The following is a 21,560-nucleotide window of genomic DNA, read 5'->3' as shown; positions in this document are numbered from 1 at the left end:
TAAGTATACACAAATGATAAAAAAGGAGGCTCAGCGACTGGGCTTCCTTTCTTGTGGTATATCAGAAGCAACTTTTCTGGAGGAAGAGGCACCGAGATTAGAAAAATGGCTTAATAATAATATGCATGGAAAAATGCAGTATATGGAAAACCATTTTGATAAAAGATTAGATCCGCGACTTCTGGTTGATGGTGCTAAATCAGTAATATCTCTTACATTGAATTACTTTCCTTCCGAGCTTCAGATAGAAGGTAGCTATAAAATTTCTAAATACGCTTATGGTTCAGATTATCATTCTGTAATCAAAGAAAAACTGCGACATCTGTTTGAATTCATAAATGAAGAGATAGGAGAAATCAACGGCCGTGTTTTCGTGGATTCTGCTCCTGTTTTAGATAAAGCATGGGCTGCAAAAAGCGGTCTTGGCTGGGTCGGTAAAAACAACAATCTCATTTCTAAGAAAAATGGATCCTTCTTTTTTATTGCAGAACTTATTTGTGATATAGAGCTTGAATATGATCATCCTGCAACGGATCATTGTGGTACATGTACAGCATGTATTGATGCATGTCCCACACAGGCAATTGAAAGTCCTAATGTAGTCAATGGTAGTAAATGTATTTCTTATTTTACCATTGAATTAAAAGACAATATCCCTGAAGAAATGAAAGGTAAATTTGATGACTGGATGTTTGGATGTGATGTTTGTCAGGATGTATGTCCGTGGAATAGATTCTCTGCTCCTCATTCAGAACCTTTACTTAAACCGAGGGAAAATCTGCTGACAATGACAAAAAAAGACTGGGAAGAAATCACCAAAGAAACATTTGATAAAGTCTTTAAAAATTCTGCTGTTAAAAGAACCAAATACGATGGACTTCTTAGAAATATCCGCTTTTTAAACACGTAAATTCCAAAAAAATAACAAATCTTTATTCTCAGAAAACGATCTTAGTGGTATATTTGTCTCTTACATAAAACATAAATTATGCATAAAGATAGCAAACGAAGAGAAGCATTACTGTATCACGCAAAACCAAAACCGGGTAAAATAGAAGTTGTGCCAACAAAGGCATATGCTTCTCAAAGAGACTTATCATTAGCTTATTCACCGGGTGTAGCAGAACCTTGTCTGGAAATTGCAAAAAATGTAAAGAATGTCTATAAATATACCGCCAAAGGCAATCTTGTGGCTGTTATTTCTAACGGAACAGCAGTTTTAGGATTAGGTGACATCGGTCCCGAAGCATCTAAACCTGTAATGGAAGGAAAAGGACTCCTGTTTAAAATCTTTGCAGATATAGATGTATTCGATATTGAAGTTGATACTAAAGACATTGATAAATTTGTAGAAACTGTAAAAAATATAGCGCCAACTTTTGGAGGAATCAATTTAGAGGATATCAAAGCCCCTGAATCATTTGAAATCGAACGCCGTCTAAAGGAAGAATTAGACATACCAGTAATGCATGATGACCAGCATGGAACGGCAATAATTTCTGCTGCTGCTCTGTTAAATGCTCTTTTATTGGCCAATAAAAAAATAGAAGACATTAAAGTGGTGGTTTCCGGTGCAGGATCTGCTGCTTTGGCTTGTTCTAACCTTTATTTACAATTAGGGGTAAGACTTGAAAATATTATCATGTTCGATAAAGACGGGGTATTGCATACCAGAAGAACTGATTTGTTGCCTATTCAGATGCATTATGCAAAAGAAGTGCAGGGTATGAGTCTGGCTGATGCAGTAAAAGGAAGCGATATGTTTCTGGGACTGTCTGCTCCGAATGTATTGACCCCGGATATGCTCTTGTCTATGAATGAAAATCCGATTGTGTTTGCAATGGCAAATCCGGTACCGGAAATTGATTATGATTTGGCAATAGCGACCAGAAATGATATCATCATGGCAACAGGTCGTTCAGATAAACCCAACCAGGTAAATAATGTGTTAGGATTTCCTTTCATTTTCAGAGGTGCGCTTGATGTAAGAGCAACCAAAATAAATGAAGAAATGAAAATGGCTGCCGTATATGCTTTGGCAAATCTCGCAAAAGAAACGGTACCTGAGCAGGTAAATATTGCTTATGGTGAGAAAAAGCTTGTATTTGGTAAAGATTACATCTTGCCAAAACCTTTTGATCCCCGATTAATGACTGAAATTCCGCCTGCAATCGCTAAAGCAGCAATGGAATCAGGAGTAGCAACAGAACCTATACTTGACTGGGAAAAATATAAAAACGAATTATTTGATCGCATGGGGTCGGATAATAAAATGGTTCGTTTACTCATCAACAGAGCTAAAACCGATCCTAAAAGAGTTATCTATACAGAAGCAGATCAGCTGAATGTACTAAAAGCAGCCCAGATTGTTCATGAAGAAGGAATTGGAGTTCCAATTTTGCTGGGAAATAAAGAAATAATTTTAGAACTCAAAGAAGAAATCGGATTTGATGCTGATGTAGAGATCATCGATCCAAAAACTTCCGAAGAAAAAGAACGAAGAAATCGTTTCGCTCAAAAATTCTGGAAAGCAAGAGAACGAAGAGGGGTTACATTATTAGACGCGCAGAAAATCATGAGAGACAGAAGTTATTTTGCCTCCATGATGGTATTAGAAGGTGAAGCAGATGTTATGTTATCCGGATATTCGAGAAACTATCCTTCCTCCCTGAAACCAATTTTGCAGATGATTCCGAGAGCTAACGGAGTTTCTAAAGTCTCTACTACCAATTTAATGATGACGCAGCGTGGCCCTTTATTTTTGGCAGATACAGCAGTAAATCCTAATCCGACAGCAGAAGAATTAGCTAAAATCGCCTTAATGACCAGCTATACAGTCAAAATGTTTGGTTTAGATCCGGTGATGGCCATGGTGTCTTTCGGTAATTTTGGGTCTTCAAGTGAAGAATCTCCCGTAAAATTGAGAAAAGCGGTTCAGATTCTTCATGACCAACATCCTGAAATGATTGTGGATGGTGAAGTACAAATGGATTTTGCCTTAAATCAGGAAATGCTGAAAGAAAAATTTCCTTTTTCAAGATTAGTAGGTAAAAAAGTAAACACATTATTATTTCCTAATTTAGATACTGCAAATACAACGTATAAAATGCTTAAGGAGCTAAACGGTGCTACCTCAATCGGACCAATTATATTGGGACTGGATGAAGCAGTTCACGTATTTCAGTTAGGAGCAAGTGTTGACGAAATGGTAAATATGTCAGCAGTAGCTGTGATTGATGCACAGGAAAAACAAAAAAGAAAGAAAAAAGCATAAATATTTAATAAAATTTTTACCAATCTCTTTTGGACAAATGAAGTGAATAACGTTAATTTTTTTGTTACTTTTGGAGAAAATATACAAAAATGATTTCGTTTGTAAAAGGGAGATTGGTAGAAAAATCACCAACAGAATTAATTGTCGACTGTAATGGAATAGGATATTCACTCCATATTTCTTTACATACTTATACCTCATTACCAGACTCAGAAAATATACTGCTTTATACCTACCTTCAAATCAAAGAAGATTCTCATACCCTATACGGTTTTCTGGAAAAAATAGAACGTGAAATTTTTAAATTGCTCATTTCTGTTTCCGGAGTTGGAGGAAATACTGCACGTAATATGCTGTCTTATATACCTCCTCAGGAACTATTACACGCCATTTCAAACAATGATGTCAAAACCATCCAGTCTATTAAAGGAATTGGTTTAAAAACAGCACAGCGTATCGTAATAGATCTGCAGGAAAAAGTCATTAAATTATATAATTTAGAAGATTTAACTTATACAATCCACAATACAAACGCAGAAGAAGCGTTATCTGCTTTAGAGGTTTTAGGATTTTTAAGAAAATCTTCAGAAAAAATTGTTAAAAAAATCGTTGAATTATCCCCAGATGCAACGGTTGAAATGATTATAAAACAAGCATTAAAAAACTTATAAATTGAACGTATATCGTATATTTAATTTTTTAAATAAATATGTTTTAGCAATACTATGTCTGTTTATTGCGCCATTAGCTTTTGGTCAGATAGATGAAAATGAGCAGGTACAGGATACTTTAAATAATGTTTTTAAAGGAAAGATAGAGCTTAAGGATATAGATGCAATTATTGCTGGTTACGAGTATGATGCTGTAACCGATACCTACGTATACACAAAATCAATTGAAGGGTTTGATATTGAGTTTCCTTTAGTTTTAAACCGTGAGCAATATGAAGATTTATTACTCAAAAGGAATATGCGTGATTATTATCGGGCAAAAATGAGTGCTGTTGATGGTCGGGCGAGTGAAGAAGAACAGAAAGATTTGCTGCCGCGATACCGGGTTAATTCAGGTTTATTCAAGTCCATTTTTGGTAGTAATACGATTGATATTAAACCTACAGGTTCTGTTGAAGTTGACTTAGGTATGCGCTATACCAAACAGGATAATCCTATGATTTCTCCAAGAAACCGTTCTACTTTGGCTATGGATTTTAATCCACGGATCAGCATGAGTATGCAGGGAAAGGTAGGAACCAATATGGATGTGAATATCAATTATGATACACAGGCAACTTTTGGTTTTCAGCAGCAAATGATAAAATTGAATTATCAGCCTGATGAAGATGATATTCTACAAGCTATTGAAGTAGGTAATGTAAGTATGCCTATCAATAACTCATTGATTCGTGGTGCACAAAATCTTTTTGGTGTAAAAACGCAGCTTCAATTTGGAGCAACAACAATTACAGGCGTTTTTTCCAAACAAAATTCAGAAAGAAAAACCATTGTTTCAGAAGGCGGTGGTACCGTTCAGAATTTTGAATTATTCGCGTTGGATTATGATGCCAACAGACACTTTTTTCTTTCCCAGTATTTTAGAAATAAATATGACAATGCGTTAAGAAACTATCCATATATTGATAGCCGTGTGCGCATTACCCGTGTAGAAGTCTGGATTACCAACCGTCAAAACAGGGTTGCGCAAAGAGATAACAATACAAGAAATATTGTGGCAATTCAGGATTTGGGAGAAGCCCGTTTAAGTAATGTTCCGGCAGAACAAATTATCGGTATCGATTTAGGTGCGTTTCCTGATTTCGTTCTCACTACTCCTATAGATGCTCCTACCAGTAACAAAAATAATAAGTTTGATCCTGGACAGATAGGTTCCAATTTTTTAAACAATACCATAAGACAGATCAATACTGCTTTAGGCGGGTTTAATATTCCGGTTACGGAAGGAAGGGATTTTGTAAAATTGGAAAATGCAAGAAAACTGACTGAACAGGAGTTTAAGTTTCATCCTCAGTTAGGATATATCTCATTAAACCAGCCGATGAATAATGATGAAATTGTAGCTGTTGCTTATGAATATACGATTGGTGATCAGGTATACCGGGTGGGAGAATTTGGTACGGATGGAGTAGATTCAACGGTCATAGGAAATGACGCTGATGATAATGAAATACCAACAACACAGAGTTTGATTGTAAAGCTTTTGAAGAGTTCCTTGACTTCTACTGAAGAACCGGTCTGGGACTTGATGATGAAAAACATCTATCAGTTACCAGGGGCTTATCAATTAGCGCAGGATGGTTTTAGATTCAATATACTTTATACCGATCCACAACCTTTAAATTACATACAGCCGGTTGCCGGAACAACATTACCGGCAGGAGTAGCCAATACACCACTTTTAAATGTATTCAACCTGGACCGTTTGAATAATACGAATGATCCACAGGAAGGCGGAGACGGATATTTTGACTTTGTGTCATCAGCATTGAATACAGATCCTTTTCAATCTGGCAATCAGTCCCAAACAGGCGGTGGTGGTTTTGGAAATAATAATTCCAATCAGGGAATGCAAAGCAATAATAAACTGACGGGTATTACAGTTGATGCTCAGACAGGTAGAATTATATTTACTACTGTTGAGCCTTTCGGGGAGCACCTGTTTAAAAAATTATCGGATAATCCGAGTCAGAACTATGAAATAGATGCTTCTTACAACGAAAACCAAAAAAAATACGTATTCAAAACCATGTACCGTAGTACCTATGCGCGGGCATTACAGGAAAGTGACAAAAATAAATTTCAATTAAAAGGGCGTTTTAAGAGTGAAGGAGGAGATGGTATTCCAATTCCGGGTTTCAATCTGCAACCAGGCTCTGTAGTGGTAACTACAAGTGGAAGAACATTAGTAGAAGGACAGGATTATACAGTCGATTATCAGCGCGGAAGAGTCAATATACTTGATCCGGGATTGGCTGCATCAAATGCTCAGATTGAAGTGTCTGTAGAAAGCAATAATAATTTTGCTCAAAAACAGCGTACATTCTTTGGAACTCATATAGAGCACAAATTCAGTGAAAACTTTGTATTAGGAGGTACCTATTTAAGATTGTCGGAAAGACCTATGACGGTAAAGTCTAACTTTAATGATGAATCGGTTAACAATACCATTGTAGGTTTAAATGCCAATTTCAGTTCAGAAGCGCCGTTTCTTACGCGTTTAGTAAACAAACTGCCTAATATAGATACCGATGTTCCTTCAACCATCAGTTTTAAAGGTGAGTTTGCTTATCTTATGCCGGGAGCTTCTAAAATTGATCAACTCAATGGAGAAGCTACTTCTTACATAGACGATTTTGAAGGTACCAGTACCAATATGGATATTTCTGCACCAAATTCATGGTTTCTTTCCAGTGTACCGGTTGGTTATGGAGAAATGAATACAGATGTCAGTTCCGGTTACAGACGGGCGAAACTTTCATGGTATAAAATTGATCAGGTATTTTACTCGCCATCCAGAAGACCAAATGGAATCAATGAATCCGATTTGTCATCAAACCGTACACGTCGTATCTATAAAGAAGAATTATTTCCTTCAATGGATATCGCTGCGGGTGAATTACTTACGTTGAATACTTTAGATCTTACGTACTATCCAAAAGAGCGAGGTCCGTATAATTACAACCCTCAGTTTGTAGCGACAAATGAACTGCCTAATCCGCAAAACAACTGGGCAGGTATTATGAGGTCTATACAATCAACGAATTTTGAACAATCTAACGTAGAGTATGTTGAATTCTGGATGATGGATCCGTATACAGGAAATCCGGGAGATACTTTTAACCCGAGTAATCAGGGAGAAGTCTATCTGAATTTTGGATATATATCAGAAGATATTCTTCAGGATGGTATGAAACAGTATGAAAACGGTTTGCCGGGAGCAGATGGAAACGGACCTACCATAAGCACTATTTGGGGAAAAGTACCCGCTTCAACAGCTCTTATCTATGCATTTGATAATAATGCTAACAATCGTATCTATCAGGATGCCGGTTTGGACGGTATTCTGGATGAAGAAGAAGCTGCAAAATTCCCTGATTTTGCTTACTTACAAGATCCGGCAGCTGATAACTATGAATTTTTCCTTACAGCTTCCGGGAACGTTGTAGAACGCTATAAAAATTATAATGGATTACAGGGAAATACACCTGTGGAATTTTCTGACAGCAACCGTGCTTCAAGAAATTTACCGGATGTAGAAGATATTGATGGCGACAATACTATGAATACCATTAACGCATATTTTCAATACAAGGTTCCGGTAAAACCAAATCCGATCATTGGTGAAAATTATGTTGTAGATGTTCGTACGACTACTGCAACCATGCAAAACGGTGAAACAACACCTGTAAAATGGGTACAATATAAAGTTCCGATTACACCAAATCCGGCCAATGCCATCGGAGCAATTTCCGATTTACAATCCGTTCGTTTTATGCGTATTTTCCTGACAGGTTTTACAGAAGAAGTAACACTGCGTCTGGCAACTTTAGATCTTGTAAGAAGTGAATGGAGAAAATATGAAAAGACACTGGTTGAAGATCCTTCTGTTATTATCGCTGGAACAAATACAGGTTTTGATGTACGTACCTTAAATATCATAGATAATTTCTCAAGAGAGCCAATTCCGTATATTATGCCACCGGGTATAGAACGAGAGCGTGTCAATCAGAATAATACCATTATCAATCAGAATGAGCAGTCCTTATCATTAACTGTTTATAAACAAAACTCAAGCATTGCAGCTCCATCAGGATTAGAGCCTGGAGATTCAAGAGCTGTATTTAAAAATGTAAGTGTTGATATGAGGCAATACAAAAAACTTCGTATGTTTTTACATGCTGAAGCATTAGAGCCTCAGGGAGATTCAGAACGATTGCGGGATGATGAACTCGTTGCCTTTATTCGATTTGGTAACGATTTTACACAAAACTTCTATCAGGTAGAGATTCCGCTAAAATTAACAGAATGGGATGAGAGAACTGCAGAACAAGTGTGGAAAATACAAAACGAAATAGAATTATCTTTAGACTTATTGACAAAACTAAAGTTAAGTAAAAATAGCGATCCTGCTTTTAATCCGAATCTCATCTACTTTAAAAATGAAGATGAAATTGATCCGGCTCTTGCAGGAAAAATTAATAAACTGCGTTTAGGAATTAAAGGAAATCCAAATTTTGGAATGGTGCGTACCATCATGCTTGGTATTCGTAACCAGACCGATGTATTATATGCTTCTACGAGCCAGCGTCCAAGAGATCTTAGGGGAGAAGTGTGGTTCAATGAATTGCGTGTTTCAGATATGAGCAACAAAGGCGGTTGGGCAGCTGTTGCGGCTTTGGATACCAAAATAGCCGACTTTGCCAACCTATCTGTTACGGGAAACAAATCAACAATTGGATTCGGAGCTTTAGAACAGGGACCGCAGGAAAGAAGCAGAGAAGATATTTTTCAATACAATGTCTCTACAGCAGTTAATGCAAATCAGTTGCTTCCTAAAAAATGGAACCTAACCATTCCGATAAGTTACTCCATATCTGAAGAAACAATTACGCCGGAATATGATCCGAACAACCCGGATGTAAAACTGAAAGTGGCTATGGATTATGCAAATTCAGAATCGGAGAAAAAAGCGATCAAAAGCCGTGCAATTGATTACACCAAACGGACAAGTATCAACTTTATCGGTGTAAAAAAACAACGAAGTGAGGGACAAAAAGAGCGTTTTTATGATGTAGAAAACCTTACGTTTTCCCACTCCTATAACAGAGTTGTTCAGCATAATTTTGAGATAGAAAATATGGAAGATCAACAGGCACGCTCTTCTGTAGATTATAATTACAGCTTTAAACCATGGTCAATAGAACCCTTTAAAAAAGCAGAAAAATTCAAAAAGAACAGCTATCTTAAGCTGATCAGCGATATTAATCTGAATATAATGCCAACAAACGTTATGTTCAATACCAATATTTTGCGCCAGCTCAACCAGCAGCAATTCCGTTTAATGGATGTTCAGGGAATAGAGATCAGTCCGCTGTACAGAAGAAACTACTTCTTCAATTATAATTACGGAGCTAATTTTAATCTTACAAAAAAATTAAACATTACCTATTCCGTATCCAATAACAATATTGTGAGAAATTATATTGATAATTTCAACAGAGTAGATAACAGTATGGGTATCTGGGACGGATATTTTGATCCGGGTGAAGCAAATACACGCACACAGCAATTTTCATTGAATTATCAGTTACCGTTTGATAAAATACCATTTTTATCTTTTGTAAACTCTACCTATTCTTATACCGGAGATTACAGTTGGCAGCGTTCTTCAGATGCTTTTTCTTCCATTGATTATGAAGGTCAGAATTATGCATTAGGAAATACCGTACAGAATGCGAATACCCATCGTTTAAACACGAGTTTTTCAATGGATAAGTTCTACAAATATGTAGGATTGGTACCGAGTAGCCAGCGAAAAAAGACAACAGATAAAAATAAAAAACCGGTAGAAAAGCCGCAACCGGGGCAGCGTATTGAACGCAATAAAGAAAATGCAGCCAATAAAAAAGAAGATGAAAAAGATCATGCGTTTACCGATGCTTTAATTGGAGTAGCGACTTCGTTAAAAACGGTTAGAATAAACTATAATGAAACTAATGGTACGGTTCTTCCGGGGTATTTGCCGGGCTTAGGTTTTTTTGGATCTTCAAAGCCTACTTTGGGGTTTGTATTCGGAAGTCAGGCTGATATCCGTTATGAAGCAGCAAGAAACGGCTGGCTTACCAACTACCCGGAATACAACCAGCAATTCAGCAGAGTCAAGACACAGAATTTAGATTTTTCTGCAGAACTGCGTCCTATTACCGATTTGGTTATAGAGTTGAGCGCAAACAGACAATATTCCAATAATATGTCTGAACAGTTTGATGTATCAGCTGATGGAATGTATAACTCACGTTCCCCTTATGAATATGGAAATTTTTCTATATCAACCATTATGATAAATACAGCTTTTGGCACAAGTGATATCAACGGTTCAGCGGCATTTGATGCTTTCAGAGAGAATAGGCTCGTTATTGCAAATCGTCTGGCAACTGAACGTGGAATAGACATCAACGACCCTTCTAATCTGGATCAGTACGGTTATCCGAAAGGATACGGAAGAACCAGTCAGCAGGTTTTGATTCCGGCTTTTCTGGCAGCTTATACAGGTGGTGATGCCGGATCTGTGTCAAAAGGATTCATGAGAAAGATTCCGCTTCCGGGTTGGTCACTAAAATATACAGGTTTAATGAAGATAGGTTGGTTCAAAGAACGTTTCAATAAATTTTCAATAAACCATATGTACCGTTCTTCCTATACGGTAAATGCATTTCAGACGAACTATGATTATTATCAGAATCCGGATGGATTGAATGCGGCAGGTGATTACGTATCTGATATTGTAGCAAGTAATATAAATATGATTGAGCAATTCAATCCGCTTATCCGTGTAGAGTTTGAAATGAAAAATGCGATGAGCATCAGAGGAGAGGTCAAAAAAGACCGTGCGCTTTCCATGAGTTTTGATAATAACCTGTTGACAGAAGTGACGGGTAACGAATATATTTTCGGTGTGGGATTCCGTATAAAAGATGTCGCTTTTGAAACCGATTTTGAAGGTGTTGCAGGAGGTAGAATCGTGAGTGACATCAATGTAAAAGCTGATTTTAGCTGGAGAAAAAACAATACACTCATCCGTTATCTGGATTATAATAATAATCAGATCGGAGCAGGTCAGGATATATGGTCTTTCGGTTTAAAGGCTGATTATACTTTCAGTAAGAATTTTATGGGTATTTTTTATTACGAACATAGTTTTTCAAAAGCCGTTATTTCTACCATGTATCCGATTACCACTGTCCGATCAGGATTTACGTTACGCTATAATTTCGGAAATTAAAGCCCAATTATTTTAGAATCATCAATAAAGTTATACATTTGCTAAAAACAAATTAAAAATGAATATACCAGCTAATTTAAAGTACACTAAAGATCACGAATGGGTAAGTGTTGACGGAGACGTTGCAACTGTAGGAATCACAGATTTTGCTCAGAAAGAATTGGGAGACATCGTTTATGTTGAAGTAGATACATTGGATCAGACTCTTGATCAGGATGAAGTATTTGGTACTGTTGAAGCCGTAAAAACTGTTTCTGATTTATTTTTGCCTGTATCAGGTGAAATTATTGAATTCAATGAAGAGTTAGAATCACAACCTGAATTGGTAAACTCAGATGCTTATGGTGCTGGTTGGATGGTAAAGGTAAAAATGGCTGATGCTGCTCAGATTGAAGGTTTAATGACCAGCGAGCAATACAAAGAACTAATCGGTGCCTGATAAAAAAATAGGTGTTGCTGTCTTTTGGGCTGTATTTATATCCGTGGTTTGCTTAATGAATTTTAATGAGGTACCTCAGGTAAATAAAATAAACATTCCGCATTTGGATAAAATGGTTCATTTTGTTTTATATTCCATATTTGCCATTTTGTGTTTATGGAGCATTAATTCAAATCAGCAATTTCTAAAAAAAGCTGTTGGGGTCTTTTTGTTTTGCGTTGCATTTGGTATTCTTATTGAATGTTTACAAGACTATTTTACAACCACCCGTTCAGCAGAATTATTAGATGTTCTGGCAAATACATTCGGAGTAGTCTGCGGTATCTTGCTGACGGCATTGTTTAAAAATAAAAACAAAACCTCACCTTTATAAGTGAGGTTTTTTTATACCACAAAAAATGACAAATCTTAGTAAATATATCGATGCTACTTTTTTAAAGACAACTGCTAATTCTGATCTTAGTGCCAAAGAAGTAGAAAAGGAAGTGCTTTCTCTCATCGAAGAATCTATACTGGAAAAGTATAAACTGGTAATGATTCCGTTGGAATATGTAAGTACAGCAAGAAAACAGATATCTGCTTCAGTCTCTAAAGTTCTTGTGGGCACAGTAATAGACTTTCCGGATGGAGACGGCGGTATGGAAAAAAAGCGTGTGGAAGCGACAAAAGCTATTGAAGATGGAGCTGATGAATTAGATTTCGTGATTGATTACAAAGCCTTTTTACGGGGAGAAACTAAAAAGGTTAAAGAAGAAGTCGTTGACTTATCGGAAATGGTATTGGAGCAGGGAAAAACCATTAAATGGATTATTGAAACCGCAGCCTTAAATGTGCAACAGATTGTACAGCTTACAGCACTGATAAAGAATTGTATTGTTAGTAATTTTGAAGAAGATGTATATCAGCGTGTATTTGTGAAATCATCTACGGGATTTTATAAAACGGCTGATGGAGTGCCCAACGGAGCTACAATAGCTTCAGTTGTTTTGATGCTCGAAAATGCGACTCCGTTACAGGTCAAAGCTTCTGGAGGCATAAAGAATTACGAAGATGCTTTGAAAATGATTGCATTAGGAGTAAAAAGAATTGGTACATCATCTCAGAAAGCTATTCTGAATCAAAAAATTGCAGAAAATGATTATTAAAGAAGTTTAACAAATAGTTTTTTGTAAAGAATTATTAATCTACTTTTTTAAAGTATATTTGCAAATCGAGTATTCTTACCAAATTGTAACATTTTGGAGACAATAAAACAAAACAATAAAACATTTTCTGTTTTTAGTGAATTTAAACAACTTACCAAATCTGGTCTGGCAATCAGTGTTGTTTTTTCTACCATTGCCGGGTATATTTTAGCAGTAAACGATTGGAGTGATATTGATTTTTCTGTATTGGTAATGCTGGCTATTGGCGGTTACTGTATGGTTGGAGCATCCAATACCTATAATCAGATCATAGAAAAAGATTTTGATGCCAAAATGGACCGTACTAAAAACCGGCCTATTGCATCGGGCAGAGTAGCGCCAAAAACAGCTTTTATTCTGGCTACTTTCCTGACCGTTATCGGACTCACAATTTTGTATATAGTAAGTCCAAAGACAGCAATGTTCGGTGCTATTTCCATCTTTTTATATACAAGCGTTTATACCCCTTTGAAATTAAAAACGCCCTTATCTGTATTTGTAGGGGCTTTTCCGGGAGCAATTCCCTTTATGTTGGGATGGGTGGCGCAAACCAATGAATTTGGTATCGAGGCGGGAACCTTATTTTTAATCCAGTTTTTTTGGCAATTCCCTCATTTTTGGGCAATTGGGTGGTTTTTGTTTGATGATTACAAAAAAGCCGGCTTCTCTATGTTGCCAACAGGAAGAAAAGATACTAAAACGGCCTTACAGACCATTTTATATACCATCTGGCTGACTATTGTTTCTGTTTTTCCAGTTTTGGGGCTTACAGGAAGACTTTACTTAAGTCCCGTTTCAGCTGTAATAGTATTTATATGCGGTATGTGGATGCTATGGGCGGCAATTCAGCTTTATAAAACTAGAACAGCAAAAGCAGCTCGATCATTAATGCTGGTTAGTGTAAGTTATATTTCGCTTATACAGATTATATATATATTGGATAAATTTTTGAGATAGTTAATTACATGGATTTAGTAAAAGAAAGAGAGAAAAAAGATAAAGCCTATAAAACCATGCTGATTTTTGGTATGGCAAGTATAGTAATGATCTTTGCTGGACTTACCAGTGCTTATGTTATCAGTAAATCAAGACCAGACTGGTTGAAAGATTTTGTTTTGCCTCAGGCATTTCTATGGAGCACAATAACCATTGTTGTTAGTAGTGTTACCTTTCATTTGGCAAAAACAGCTATCAAAAAAGACAACCGTTCCAAAACGAGTCTGTTTCTGTTTCTTACCTTATTACTTGGAGTAGCTTTTGTAATGCTTCAGTTTTATGGTTTTGATCAGGTAATTCAGGCAGGTTATTATTTTACGGGTAGTGAAAGTACTATCACAACTTCATTTTTATACGTTGTAGTTTTAGTGCATATAGCCCATCTTGCAGGTGGCTTGATTTCATTGTTGATTATAATTTATAATCATTATAAACAAAAGTATAATTCTTCTCAAAGTCTTGGAATTGAATTAGGTGCGATGTACTGGCACTTTCTCGACTTTCTTTGGATTTACTTATTTTTATTTTTTACATTTTACAAATAACCTTTTTGCTTTTCTTGAAAAGAAAAAAGGTGTAAATTTGGGAACTTTTTAACTTAAAATTTTTATGGGAGCGACAGTTATTACATCGACGACTAAAGAGAAAGTCTGGGGTGGTGGTGACAAATCACCGTTTGGTGCAAGTTATGGGAAAATGATGATGTGGTATTTCATACTATCAGATTCTTTGACATTTTGTGGATTTCTTGTAGCCTATGGTATGACAAGATTTAAATTCATCGATTCTTGGCCAATTGCAGATGAGGTATTCAATCACTTTCCATTTTTACATGGTGTTAACGCACCAATGTATTATGTGGCATTGATGACCTTTATTTTGATTTTTTCTTCTGTTACTATGGTTTTGGCTGTAGATGCAGGTCATCAGATGAAAAAAAATAAAGTAGCTGTATATATGTTTTTAACCATTATCGGTGGTATGGTATTCGTTGGATGTCAGGCATGGGAATGGAAAAACTTTATCACAGGTACTTATGGTGCAGTTGAAACAAAAGGAGGAGAGATTCTTCAGTTTGTAGGTAAAGACGGAAAGCAGGTAGCTTTGGCTGACTTTGCTGATACTTCAGTTGCGCGTCAGGATGAAAAATTGACAAGAAGTAGCGGTTCCTGGTTCTTAGGTAATTCTACACCAACAAAATATTCATTAGAGCAGGTTAAAAAAGGACTTGAAAAACATCCTGAAATACAAATCCGTACTCAGTTTGATGTAAAAAGACATCATAAACAAATTTTGTCAAGAGAAGAATCTTTAGCACGTATTGATGATTTTAAATATGTGGTAGAAGGAGCTAATCTGGTAAGAAACGAGTTTGGTCATAAAGTATTTGCAGATTTGTTCTTCTTCATTACCGGTTTCCACGGATTTCACGTTTCAGTAGGGATTCTATTAAATATCATTATTTTCTTTAATGTTCTTATGGGAACTTATGAAAGAAGAGGGAGTTATGAGATGGTTGAAAAAGTTGGATTGTACTGGCACTTTGTCGATTTGGTATGGGTGTTTGTATTCACATTCTTCTATTTAGTTTAATATTTAAAAGTTTAAAAAATGGCAGCAGATACACATGGGTCAAACGTAAAAAGAATTTGGACCGTTTTCGTTATACTCTCCTTGATTACAATTGTTGAAGTTGTATTGGGAATTTTTAAACCTGACTTTTTATTTCATCCGACTTTCTTACATTTAAGTCTTTTAAACTGGATTTTTATCTTGTTGACTATATGGAAAGCATATTACATTATGTGGGCATTTATGCACTTAGAAGGTGAAAAAGCAAACTTTAGATGGTCAATTGTTGGTACAATGATTTTCTTAATGTTATATATGGCAGCGTTGATTCTGATTGAAGGAGATTACATATATGATGTATTCCATAATTCAAGCTACAGATGGATATTTTAATATATAAATAAGAGTTAAAAAGGCGGTTATTCAACCGCCTTTTTTTATTTTTGTAAAAATTTTTTCTAATGAAAAAAACACTACTTTTTATTGCACTGTTTGTAGTTCCTATTATGGTGTATCTATTCTTTGCCTCCGGCGTTAATTCGTTTGTGAAATTACCCACTTTGACAAAAAATGTTCCCGAAATCTCTTCTGCATGGACAACATCAGCAAATCATAATATCCAATTAAAAGATAAGATTACTGTACTTGGATTTTCAGGAGATCTTACCAGAGAAGCAAAAGTAAATATTGCAAATCTGTGCCATGAAATCTATACCAAAAATAAAAAATATGCTGACTTTCAGGTCGTTTATGTTGTTCCTCACGGAAATGAGGCGGAAGTAGCTGAACTTATAAAAACACTTAGTCGAGATGCTGATTTGTCAAGTTGGTTTTTTGTTTTTGCAGATAAAGAAGATATTAAAGAATACTATAATAAACTTCAGTTAAAAGGGAGTTTAAACGCGAATACAGGTACACCTTATGCTTATCTGATAGATAAAGAGCTTAATTTACGAGGCAGAAAAGGAAAGAACAAAAAAGGCGACGAAGAGTATAAAGAAGGGTATTATACCATTTCTCCTGCTGATTTGCATAACGAAATGGAAGACGATGTAAAAGTAATACTGGCGGAATATCGTTTTGCTCTCAAGAAAAATTATAAAATAGAAAATGCAGCTAATTAATACAATATTATAAAACATGAAAAATAAATCTTATATCTGGATCTCGTTTATCATATTGGTTTTCGGAATCTATTTTATCCCTAAGATTGTAAATAGGTTCAAGGATGGGGCAGTAGTAGAAGCCGATCGCTTAAATAAAACCAATAATGCTCTTATTGAGATTGCAAAAGTGCCTTCGTTTGAGTTTATCAATCAAAACCGGGACACCATAAATCAGGATTTTTATAAAGGAAAAGTATATTTAGTAGAGTTCTTCTTTACTTCATGCCCTACAATTTGTCCGATTATGAATGAAAATATGGTTAAGATTCAAAATGAATTTAAATTCGAAAACAACTTCGGAATAGCATCCTTTACTATTGATTCTGTAACGGATACTCCGGAAGTGTTAAAAGAACATGCGGCAGAAATTGGTGCTGTAAGTAAAAACTGGAATTTTCTTACGGGAAATCAGGATGATATTTTCAGTGTGGCTAAAAAATTCAATATGTATGTGGGAAAAAATGATGATGCTCCGGGCGGTTTCGAACATTCAGGCTTGTTTGCAATCATAGATAAAAATGGAAAAATACGTTCAAGACTTGACGAATCCGGTAATCCTGTAATTTACTATGATGGTACTGAAGAAGCCGGTGTTGAAATGATAAAAGAAGATATTAAAAAATTATTAGCGGAATAATGGAATATAATCAGACTTTAGAAAAAAAATATAACTTTTGGATCAAAGTTTTATCAATTGCAATTCCTTTAGTTGTTGCAATTCTCTTTGGAGTGAAGCTTAAAGATTTTGGTATTGATGTAGAACCTCTGTCCTTTTTACCACCAATTTATGCGACTATTAATGGTATCACTGCTCTGTTGTTGATCAGTGCTGTAATAGCTGTAAAAAACGGTAACAGAAAACTGCATGAGATGCTGATGAAAACAGCTGTAGTATGTTCGTGCTTATTTTTAGCCATGTATGTAGCGTATCACATGACGGCTGATTCTACCAAATTTGGTGGTGAAGGAATCATTGCTTATGTATATTATTTCATTTTAATAACACATATTGTTCTGTCAGTTATTATCATTCCTATCGTATTGGTTACGTATGTAAGAGGTATTTTAGGGAAATATGAATTACATAAAAAAATTGCTCGTTACGCATATCCGTTATGGTTGTATGTAGCGGTAACAGGAGTAGTGGTATACTGTATGATTTCTCCTTACTATAACTATTAATTAATATACAGAGAAATGGTAAAATATTCTAAATACCTTTTAGTAGTATCTTTGCTGTTAATTGCAAATTCGACAAGTGCTCAATGTGCAATGTGCAGAGCTGTTTTGGAATCTGAAGAGTCGGGAGTGCCTGCAGCAGCAATAAATGATGGAATTGTGTATTTGATGGCTTTTCCGTATCTGTTGTTGATTGTTGTAGGATGGGCTGTATATCGGATATATAAAAAGAAAAAAGCAATTGCTTAAAAAATTTAAACCGCTTTTGCGGTTTTTTTTATGGAACAGTGTAACATAATACCTGTCTTAGCTACTTATTTGTAAATAACATTAAACATGAATGTGAAGTTTTTTATAATTACCAGCTTTTGCCTGTTAGGAATAAAAGGATTTTCTCAGAACAGTCATTGGACATTGGAAGCATGTGTTCAATATGCGAGAGAACATAATATTTCTATCAAAAAAGCTGAGCTTGATGAGAAATTGGCGGTTGTTGATAAAACAGGAGCTAAGGGAGCTTTTATGCCAACAGTAAATGCTTCCGGGTCACATTCTTGGACAATAGGTTTGAATCAAAATATTACAACCGGACTTTTGCAAAACCAAACTACTCAGTTTACTTCTGCCGGATTGGACGTAGGGTTGGATATTTTCAAAGGAGGTCAGAATCTAAACAGATTACGCAGAGCAGATCTGGCTGTTTTAGCAGCGCGTTATCAGTCAGAAAAGATAACTGATGATATTTCACTTAATGTGGTAAATGCCTATCTCCAGGTTATTTTTAATAAAGAATACTTAAAAGTAAATAAGGCGCAATTGATCTATGATTTACAACAGGAAGAGCGTATACAGGCGTTAGTTGATGCGGGATCTGTTCCTGCAGGAGATTTGTTGGATATACAGGCTACAGTGGCAACAACCAATCAGAATGTAATCCTTGCTGACAATAATCTTAAAATAGCGAAACTCAATTTAGCTCAGATATTACAAATTGAAGATTATAATAACTTCGATGTGGCTGATGAAACATTTGATACCGCTAATTCAATGCTTCTGTTAGAAAATCCACAAACATTTATAGATAATTCTAAAGATGTATTATTAGATTATAAGATATTAGAAACTCAGGTTAATCTTGCTGAAAAAGACATTGCTATTGCTAAAGCAGCTTACTATCCTACGATAAGAGGTTTTTATAGTTTTGCAACCCGTGCAGCCTATGCACAGGTAGTGAAAGGTTACGAATTGAATGCAGCAGAACCTACGAAAGAAATAGGATTTGTAGAAGGAACAAACCAAAAAGTGGTTACTCCAAATTTTACAAGTATATGGGGATCGCCGGAGTCTTTATGGAATCAGTTCGATATGAATAAAGGACACAATTTTGGTATCGGTTTGTCTATTCCGGTATTCAACGGTTTTACTACAAGAAATAATGTTCAGAAAAGTAAAATTGCTTATGAAACCGCAAAATTGAATTTAGAGGAATCAACATTGCAGTTAGAACAAAAAGTGTTTACGGCCTATACAGATACCAAAGGTGCATTAGAAACGCATGAAGCAGCTAAGAAAGCTTTTAGAGCAAGACAACAATCTCTTGAGTATGCAAGACAGAGATATGAGGTAGGATTGATTAACATTTTTGATTTAAATCAAAATCAAAATCTTTTTATTGCCGCACAGTCAGAAGTATTAAGAACCAAATACGATTATATTTTCAAAACTAAAATACTGGAATATTATTTCGGATTACCTATTTTTAAAGCAGAATAAAATGAAAAGAAAAAAACTTTATATCATTCTATCCATAATTGTAGTTGCATTGTTAGCCATTGTTTTTTTTATTCAAAAAATGGGTAAAAAACAAGAAGGAATAGAAATTGAAACAACAAAATTGACAAAGAATACAATTGTTGAAAAAGTTTCTGCAACCGGAAAAATTCAACCTGAAGTGGAAGTGAAAATATCTTCAGAAGTTTCAGGAGAAATTATTGAATTGAGAGTAGTAGAAGGGCAGGTAGTAAGCAAAGGAGATTTATTGGTGCGCATAAATCCGGACCTTTACCAGTCCAGCATCGATAGATCTGTAGCTACTTTATCAACATCAAAAGCCAGTATGAATCAGGCCGATGCACAATTAAAAGAAGCAAAGCTGAATTATGACAGAAATAAAGTCCTTCTTGAAAAAGGAGTCATCTCAAAATCGGAATGGGATAAAATTGTTTCTGCTTATGAAGTTGCTGTAGCTTCTAAGAATTCAGCTTATTATAATGTTCAGGCATCAGAAGCGACTGTAAAAGAAGCAAAAGATAACATGAACAGAACCTCAATTTTTGCACCTGTTGCAGGAACCATTTCGCGATTAGATGTTGAATTGGGAGAGCGTGTTTTGGGAACTCAGCAAATGGCAGGAACAGATATGATGCGAGTGGCCAACCTTAATAACATGGAGGTTGAAGTTGATGTGAATGAAAATGATATTGTAAAAATTGCTGTAGGAAATGAAGCAATAATTGAGGTTGATGCTTATCTGAAAAAAGAGTTTAAAGGAATTGTAACTTCTATATCTAATTCTGCGGATGATAAATTAACAGCCGATCAGGTAACAAATTTTAAAGTAAAAGTACGTTTATTAAAAGAATCATACGCAGATTTATTATTGGGAAAACCAGATACATATTCTCCTTTTCGTCCGGGTATGACCGCTACTGTTGATATCATTTCCAGTAAAAAGGAAAATGTTTATACCGTGCCTATTAGTGCGGTTGTTATGAAAAGTAAGTCAGAGGCTGCTACTAAGAATAAACAGGAAAAAGAGAAAAATTCAATTGCTGAAAAAAATAAAGAAAGCGACAAAACAGATAAAAAATTCGAAGCTGTTTTCGTGAAGAATGGAGAAGTAGCGGAGATTCGTTTTGTTACTACAGGAATTCAGGATGATGAAAATATAGAAATAATCAGTGGTCTGAAAGAAGGAGATGAAATTATTTCAGGACCATACTCTACAGTCAGTAAAGAATTAAAACAGGGAGACAAGGTTTTTACAAAATCTGAAAAGAATAAAAAATAAATGGCACTTATTTTAAATATTGAAACAGCTACAAAAAAGTGTTCTGTTGCTCTTGCTAAAAGCGGGAAGTTAATAGCTATAAAAGAAATTGCAGAAGAAAACTTCAGTCATGCAGAAAAGTTGCATGTCTTTATAGAAAGTTTATTAAAAGAAAATGCTATTGATATAAAAGAATTAAACGCAGTTGCTGTAAGTAAAGGTCCTGGGTCTTATACTGGTCTGCGAATAGGTGTTTCTGCTGCGAAAGGCCTTTGTTATGCTTTAGAGATTCCTTTAATAGCTATCGATACATTAGAGGTTATAGCCCGTCAATTGGTTATAGAGCATGATGCTTTAATTGTTCCGATGATTGATGCCCGGAGAATGGAAGTATTTGCCCGTTTTTATGATGCCGACTATAAAGCTGTTTCTGAAACCAAAGCAATAATAATTGACAAAGACACTTTTAATCATATCGATAAAAAAATGTACCTAATTGGTGATGGAGCTCCTAAATGCAAAGAAATTTTAAATACTTCTAAGTTCTTATATTGTGAAGAAATCATTTTTCCTTCAGCGAATGAAATGACAGCTATTAGCTATGAGAAATATCAAAAAAGCGACATCGAAGATGTCGCCTATTTTGAACCTTTCTATTTGAAAGATTTTATGCTGAATAAGTAAA

Annotated in this window: 18 protein-coding genes; all 18 read left to right on the top strand. The window is 35.5% G+C overall.

Features of this window, described 5'->3' with window-relative positions:
* Positions 1–13: 13 nt before the first annotated feature.
* The 18 genes from queG (at position 14) to tsaB (ending at position 21,559) form a co-directional block, all read left to right on the top strand.
* Positions 14–910 (top strand): tRNA epoxyqueuosine(34) reductase QueG, encoded by an 897-nt coding sequence (queG, locus tag QW060_RS13385; protein WP_290363981.1) that lies wholly within the window; start codon positions 14–16, stop codon positions 908–910.
* A 78-nt stretch (positions 911–988) separates the two neighbouring features.
* Positions 989–3,274, top strand: a complete 2,286-nt coding sequence (locus QW060_RS13380; protein WP_290363980.1) for an NADP-dependent malic enzyme — start codon at positions 989–991, stop codon at positions 3,272–3,274.
* A gap of 89 nt (positions 3,275–3,363) precedes the next feature.
* Positions 3,364–3,945 carry a Holliday junction branch migration protein RuvA gene (gene ruvA / locus QW060_RS13375; RefSeq protein WP_290363979.1) on the top strand — a complete coding sequence of 194 codons (582 nt, stop codon included), beginning with the start codon at positions 3,364–3,366 and terminating at the stop codon, positions 3,943–3,945.
* A 1-nt stretch (position 3,946) separates the two neighbouring features.
* Positions 3,947–11,290, top strand: coding sequence for a T9SS outer membrane translocon Sov/SprA (gene sov, locus QW060_RS13370; RefSeq protein ID WP_290363978.1), 7,344 nt, complete (start codon positions 3,947–3,949; stop codon positions 11,288–11,290).
* 58 nt (positions 11,291–11,348) lie between these two features.
* Entirely contained in the window at positions 11,349–11,729 is a 381-nt protein-coding gene (gene gcvH, locus QW060_RS13365; protein WP_290363977.1) for a glycine cleavage system protein GcvH, read from the top strand.
* Positions 11,722–12,102, top strand: coding sequence for a VanZ family protein (locus QW060_RS13360; protein ID WP_290363976.1), 381 nt, complete (start codon positions 11,722–11,724; stop codon positions 12,100–12,102). Before gcvH ends, QW060_RS13360 begins: the two co-directional genes overlap by 8 nt.
* A 25-nt stretch (positions 12,103–12,127) precedes the next feature.
* Positions 12,128–12,874: a deoxyribose-phosphate aldolase gene (deoC, locus tag QW060_RS13355; protein WP_290363975.1), complete on the top strand. Its 747-nt coding sequence runs from the start codon at positions 12,128–12,130 to the stop codon at positions 12,872–12,874.
* Positions 12,875–12,967: 93 nt separating this feature from the next.
* Positions 12,968–13,870 (top strand): heme o synthase, encoded by a 903-nt coding sequence (cyoE, locus tag QW060_RS13350; RefSeq protein ID WP_290363974.1) that lies wholly within the window; start codon positions 12,968–12,970, stop codon positions 13,868–13,870.
* An 8-nt stretch (positions 13,871–13,878) separates the two neighbouring features.
* On the top strand, positions 13,879–14,454 hold the full coding sequence (locus tag QW060_RS13345; RefSeq protein WP_290363973.1) for a cytochrome c oxidase subunit 3: 576 nt from the start codon (positions 13,879–13,881) through the stop codon (positions 14,452–14,454).
* 64 nt (positions 14,455–14,518) lie between these two features.
* Entirely contained in the window at positions 14,519–15,502 is a 984-nt protein-coding gene (locus QW060_RS13340) for a cytochrome c oxidase subunit 3 (protein ID WP_290363972.1), read from the top strand.
* 18 nt (positions 15,503–15,520) lie between these two features.
* Positions 15,521–15,874: a cytochrome C oxidase subunit IV family protein gene (locus QW060_RS13335; RefSeq protein ID WP_290363971.1), complete on the top strand. Its 354-nt coding sequence runs from the start codon at positions 15,521–15,523 to the stop codon at positions 15,872–15,874.
* A gap of 68 nt (positions 15,875–15,942) precedes the next feature.
* A complete protein-coding gene (locus tag QW060_RS13330; RefSeq protein ID WP_290363970.1) occupies positions 15,943–16,605 on the top strand; it encodes a hypothetical protein in 663 nt (220 codons plus the stop codon).
* 16 nt (positions 16,606–16,621) lie between these two features.
* Entirely contained in the window at positions 16,622–17,284 is a 663-nt protein-coding gene (locus tag QW060_RS13325; RefSeq protein ID WP_290363969.1) for an SCO family protein, read from the top strand.
* The gene (locus tag QW060_RS13320) at positions 17,284–17,829 is read left to right on the top strand and encodes a DUF420 domain-containing protein (RefSeq protein WP_290363968.1); all 546 of its coding nucleotides are present in this window, start codon (positions 17,284–17,286) and stop codon (positions 17,827–17,829) included. Before QW060_RS13325 ends, QW060_RS13320 begins: the two co-directional genes overlap by 1 nt.
* A gap of 15 nt (positions 17,830–17,844) precedes the next feature.
* Positions 17,845–18,075: a hypothetical protein gene (locus QW060_RS13315; protein ID WP_290363967.1), complete on the top strand. Its 231-nt coding sequence runs from the start codon at positions 17,845–17,847 to the stop codon at positions 18,073–18,075.
* 87 nt (positions 18,076–18,162) lie between these two features.
* Entirely contained in the window at positions 18,163–19,599 is a 1,437-nt protein-coding gene (locus QW060_RS13310; protein WP_290363966.1) for a TolC family protein, read from the top strand.
* A 1-nt stretch (position 19,600) separates the two neighbouring features.
* Complete coding sequence (locus QW060_RS13305; protein WP_290363965.1) at positions 19,601–20,896, top strand: efflux RND transporter periplasmic adaptor subunit; 1,296 nt, start codon at positions 19,601–19,603, stop codon at positions 20,894–20,896.
* On the top strand, positions 20,897–21,559 hold the full coding sequence (gene tsaB / locus QW060_RS13300) for a tRNA (adenosine(37)-N6)-threonylcarbamoyltransferase complex dimerization subunit type 1 TsaB (RefSeq protein ID WP_290363964.1): 663 nt from the start codon (positions 20,897–20,899) through the stop codon (positions 21,557–21,559).
* Position 21,560: the final 1 nt, after the last annotated feature.

Source organism: Paenimyroides ceti (genome assembly GCF_030409925.1).
The sequence above is the reverse complement of the archived record's forward strand: the minus strand, read 5'-3'. Positions and strand labels throughout refer to the sequence as shown.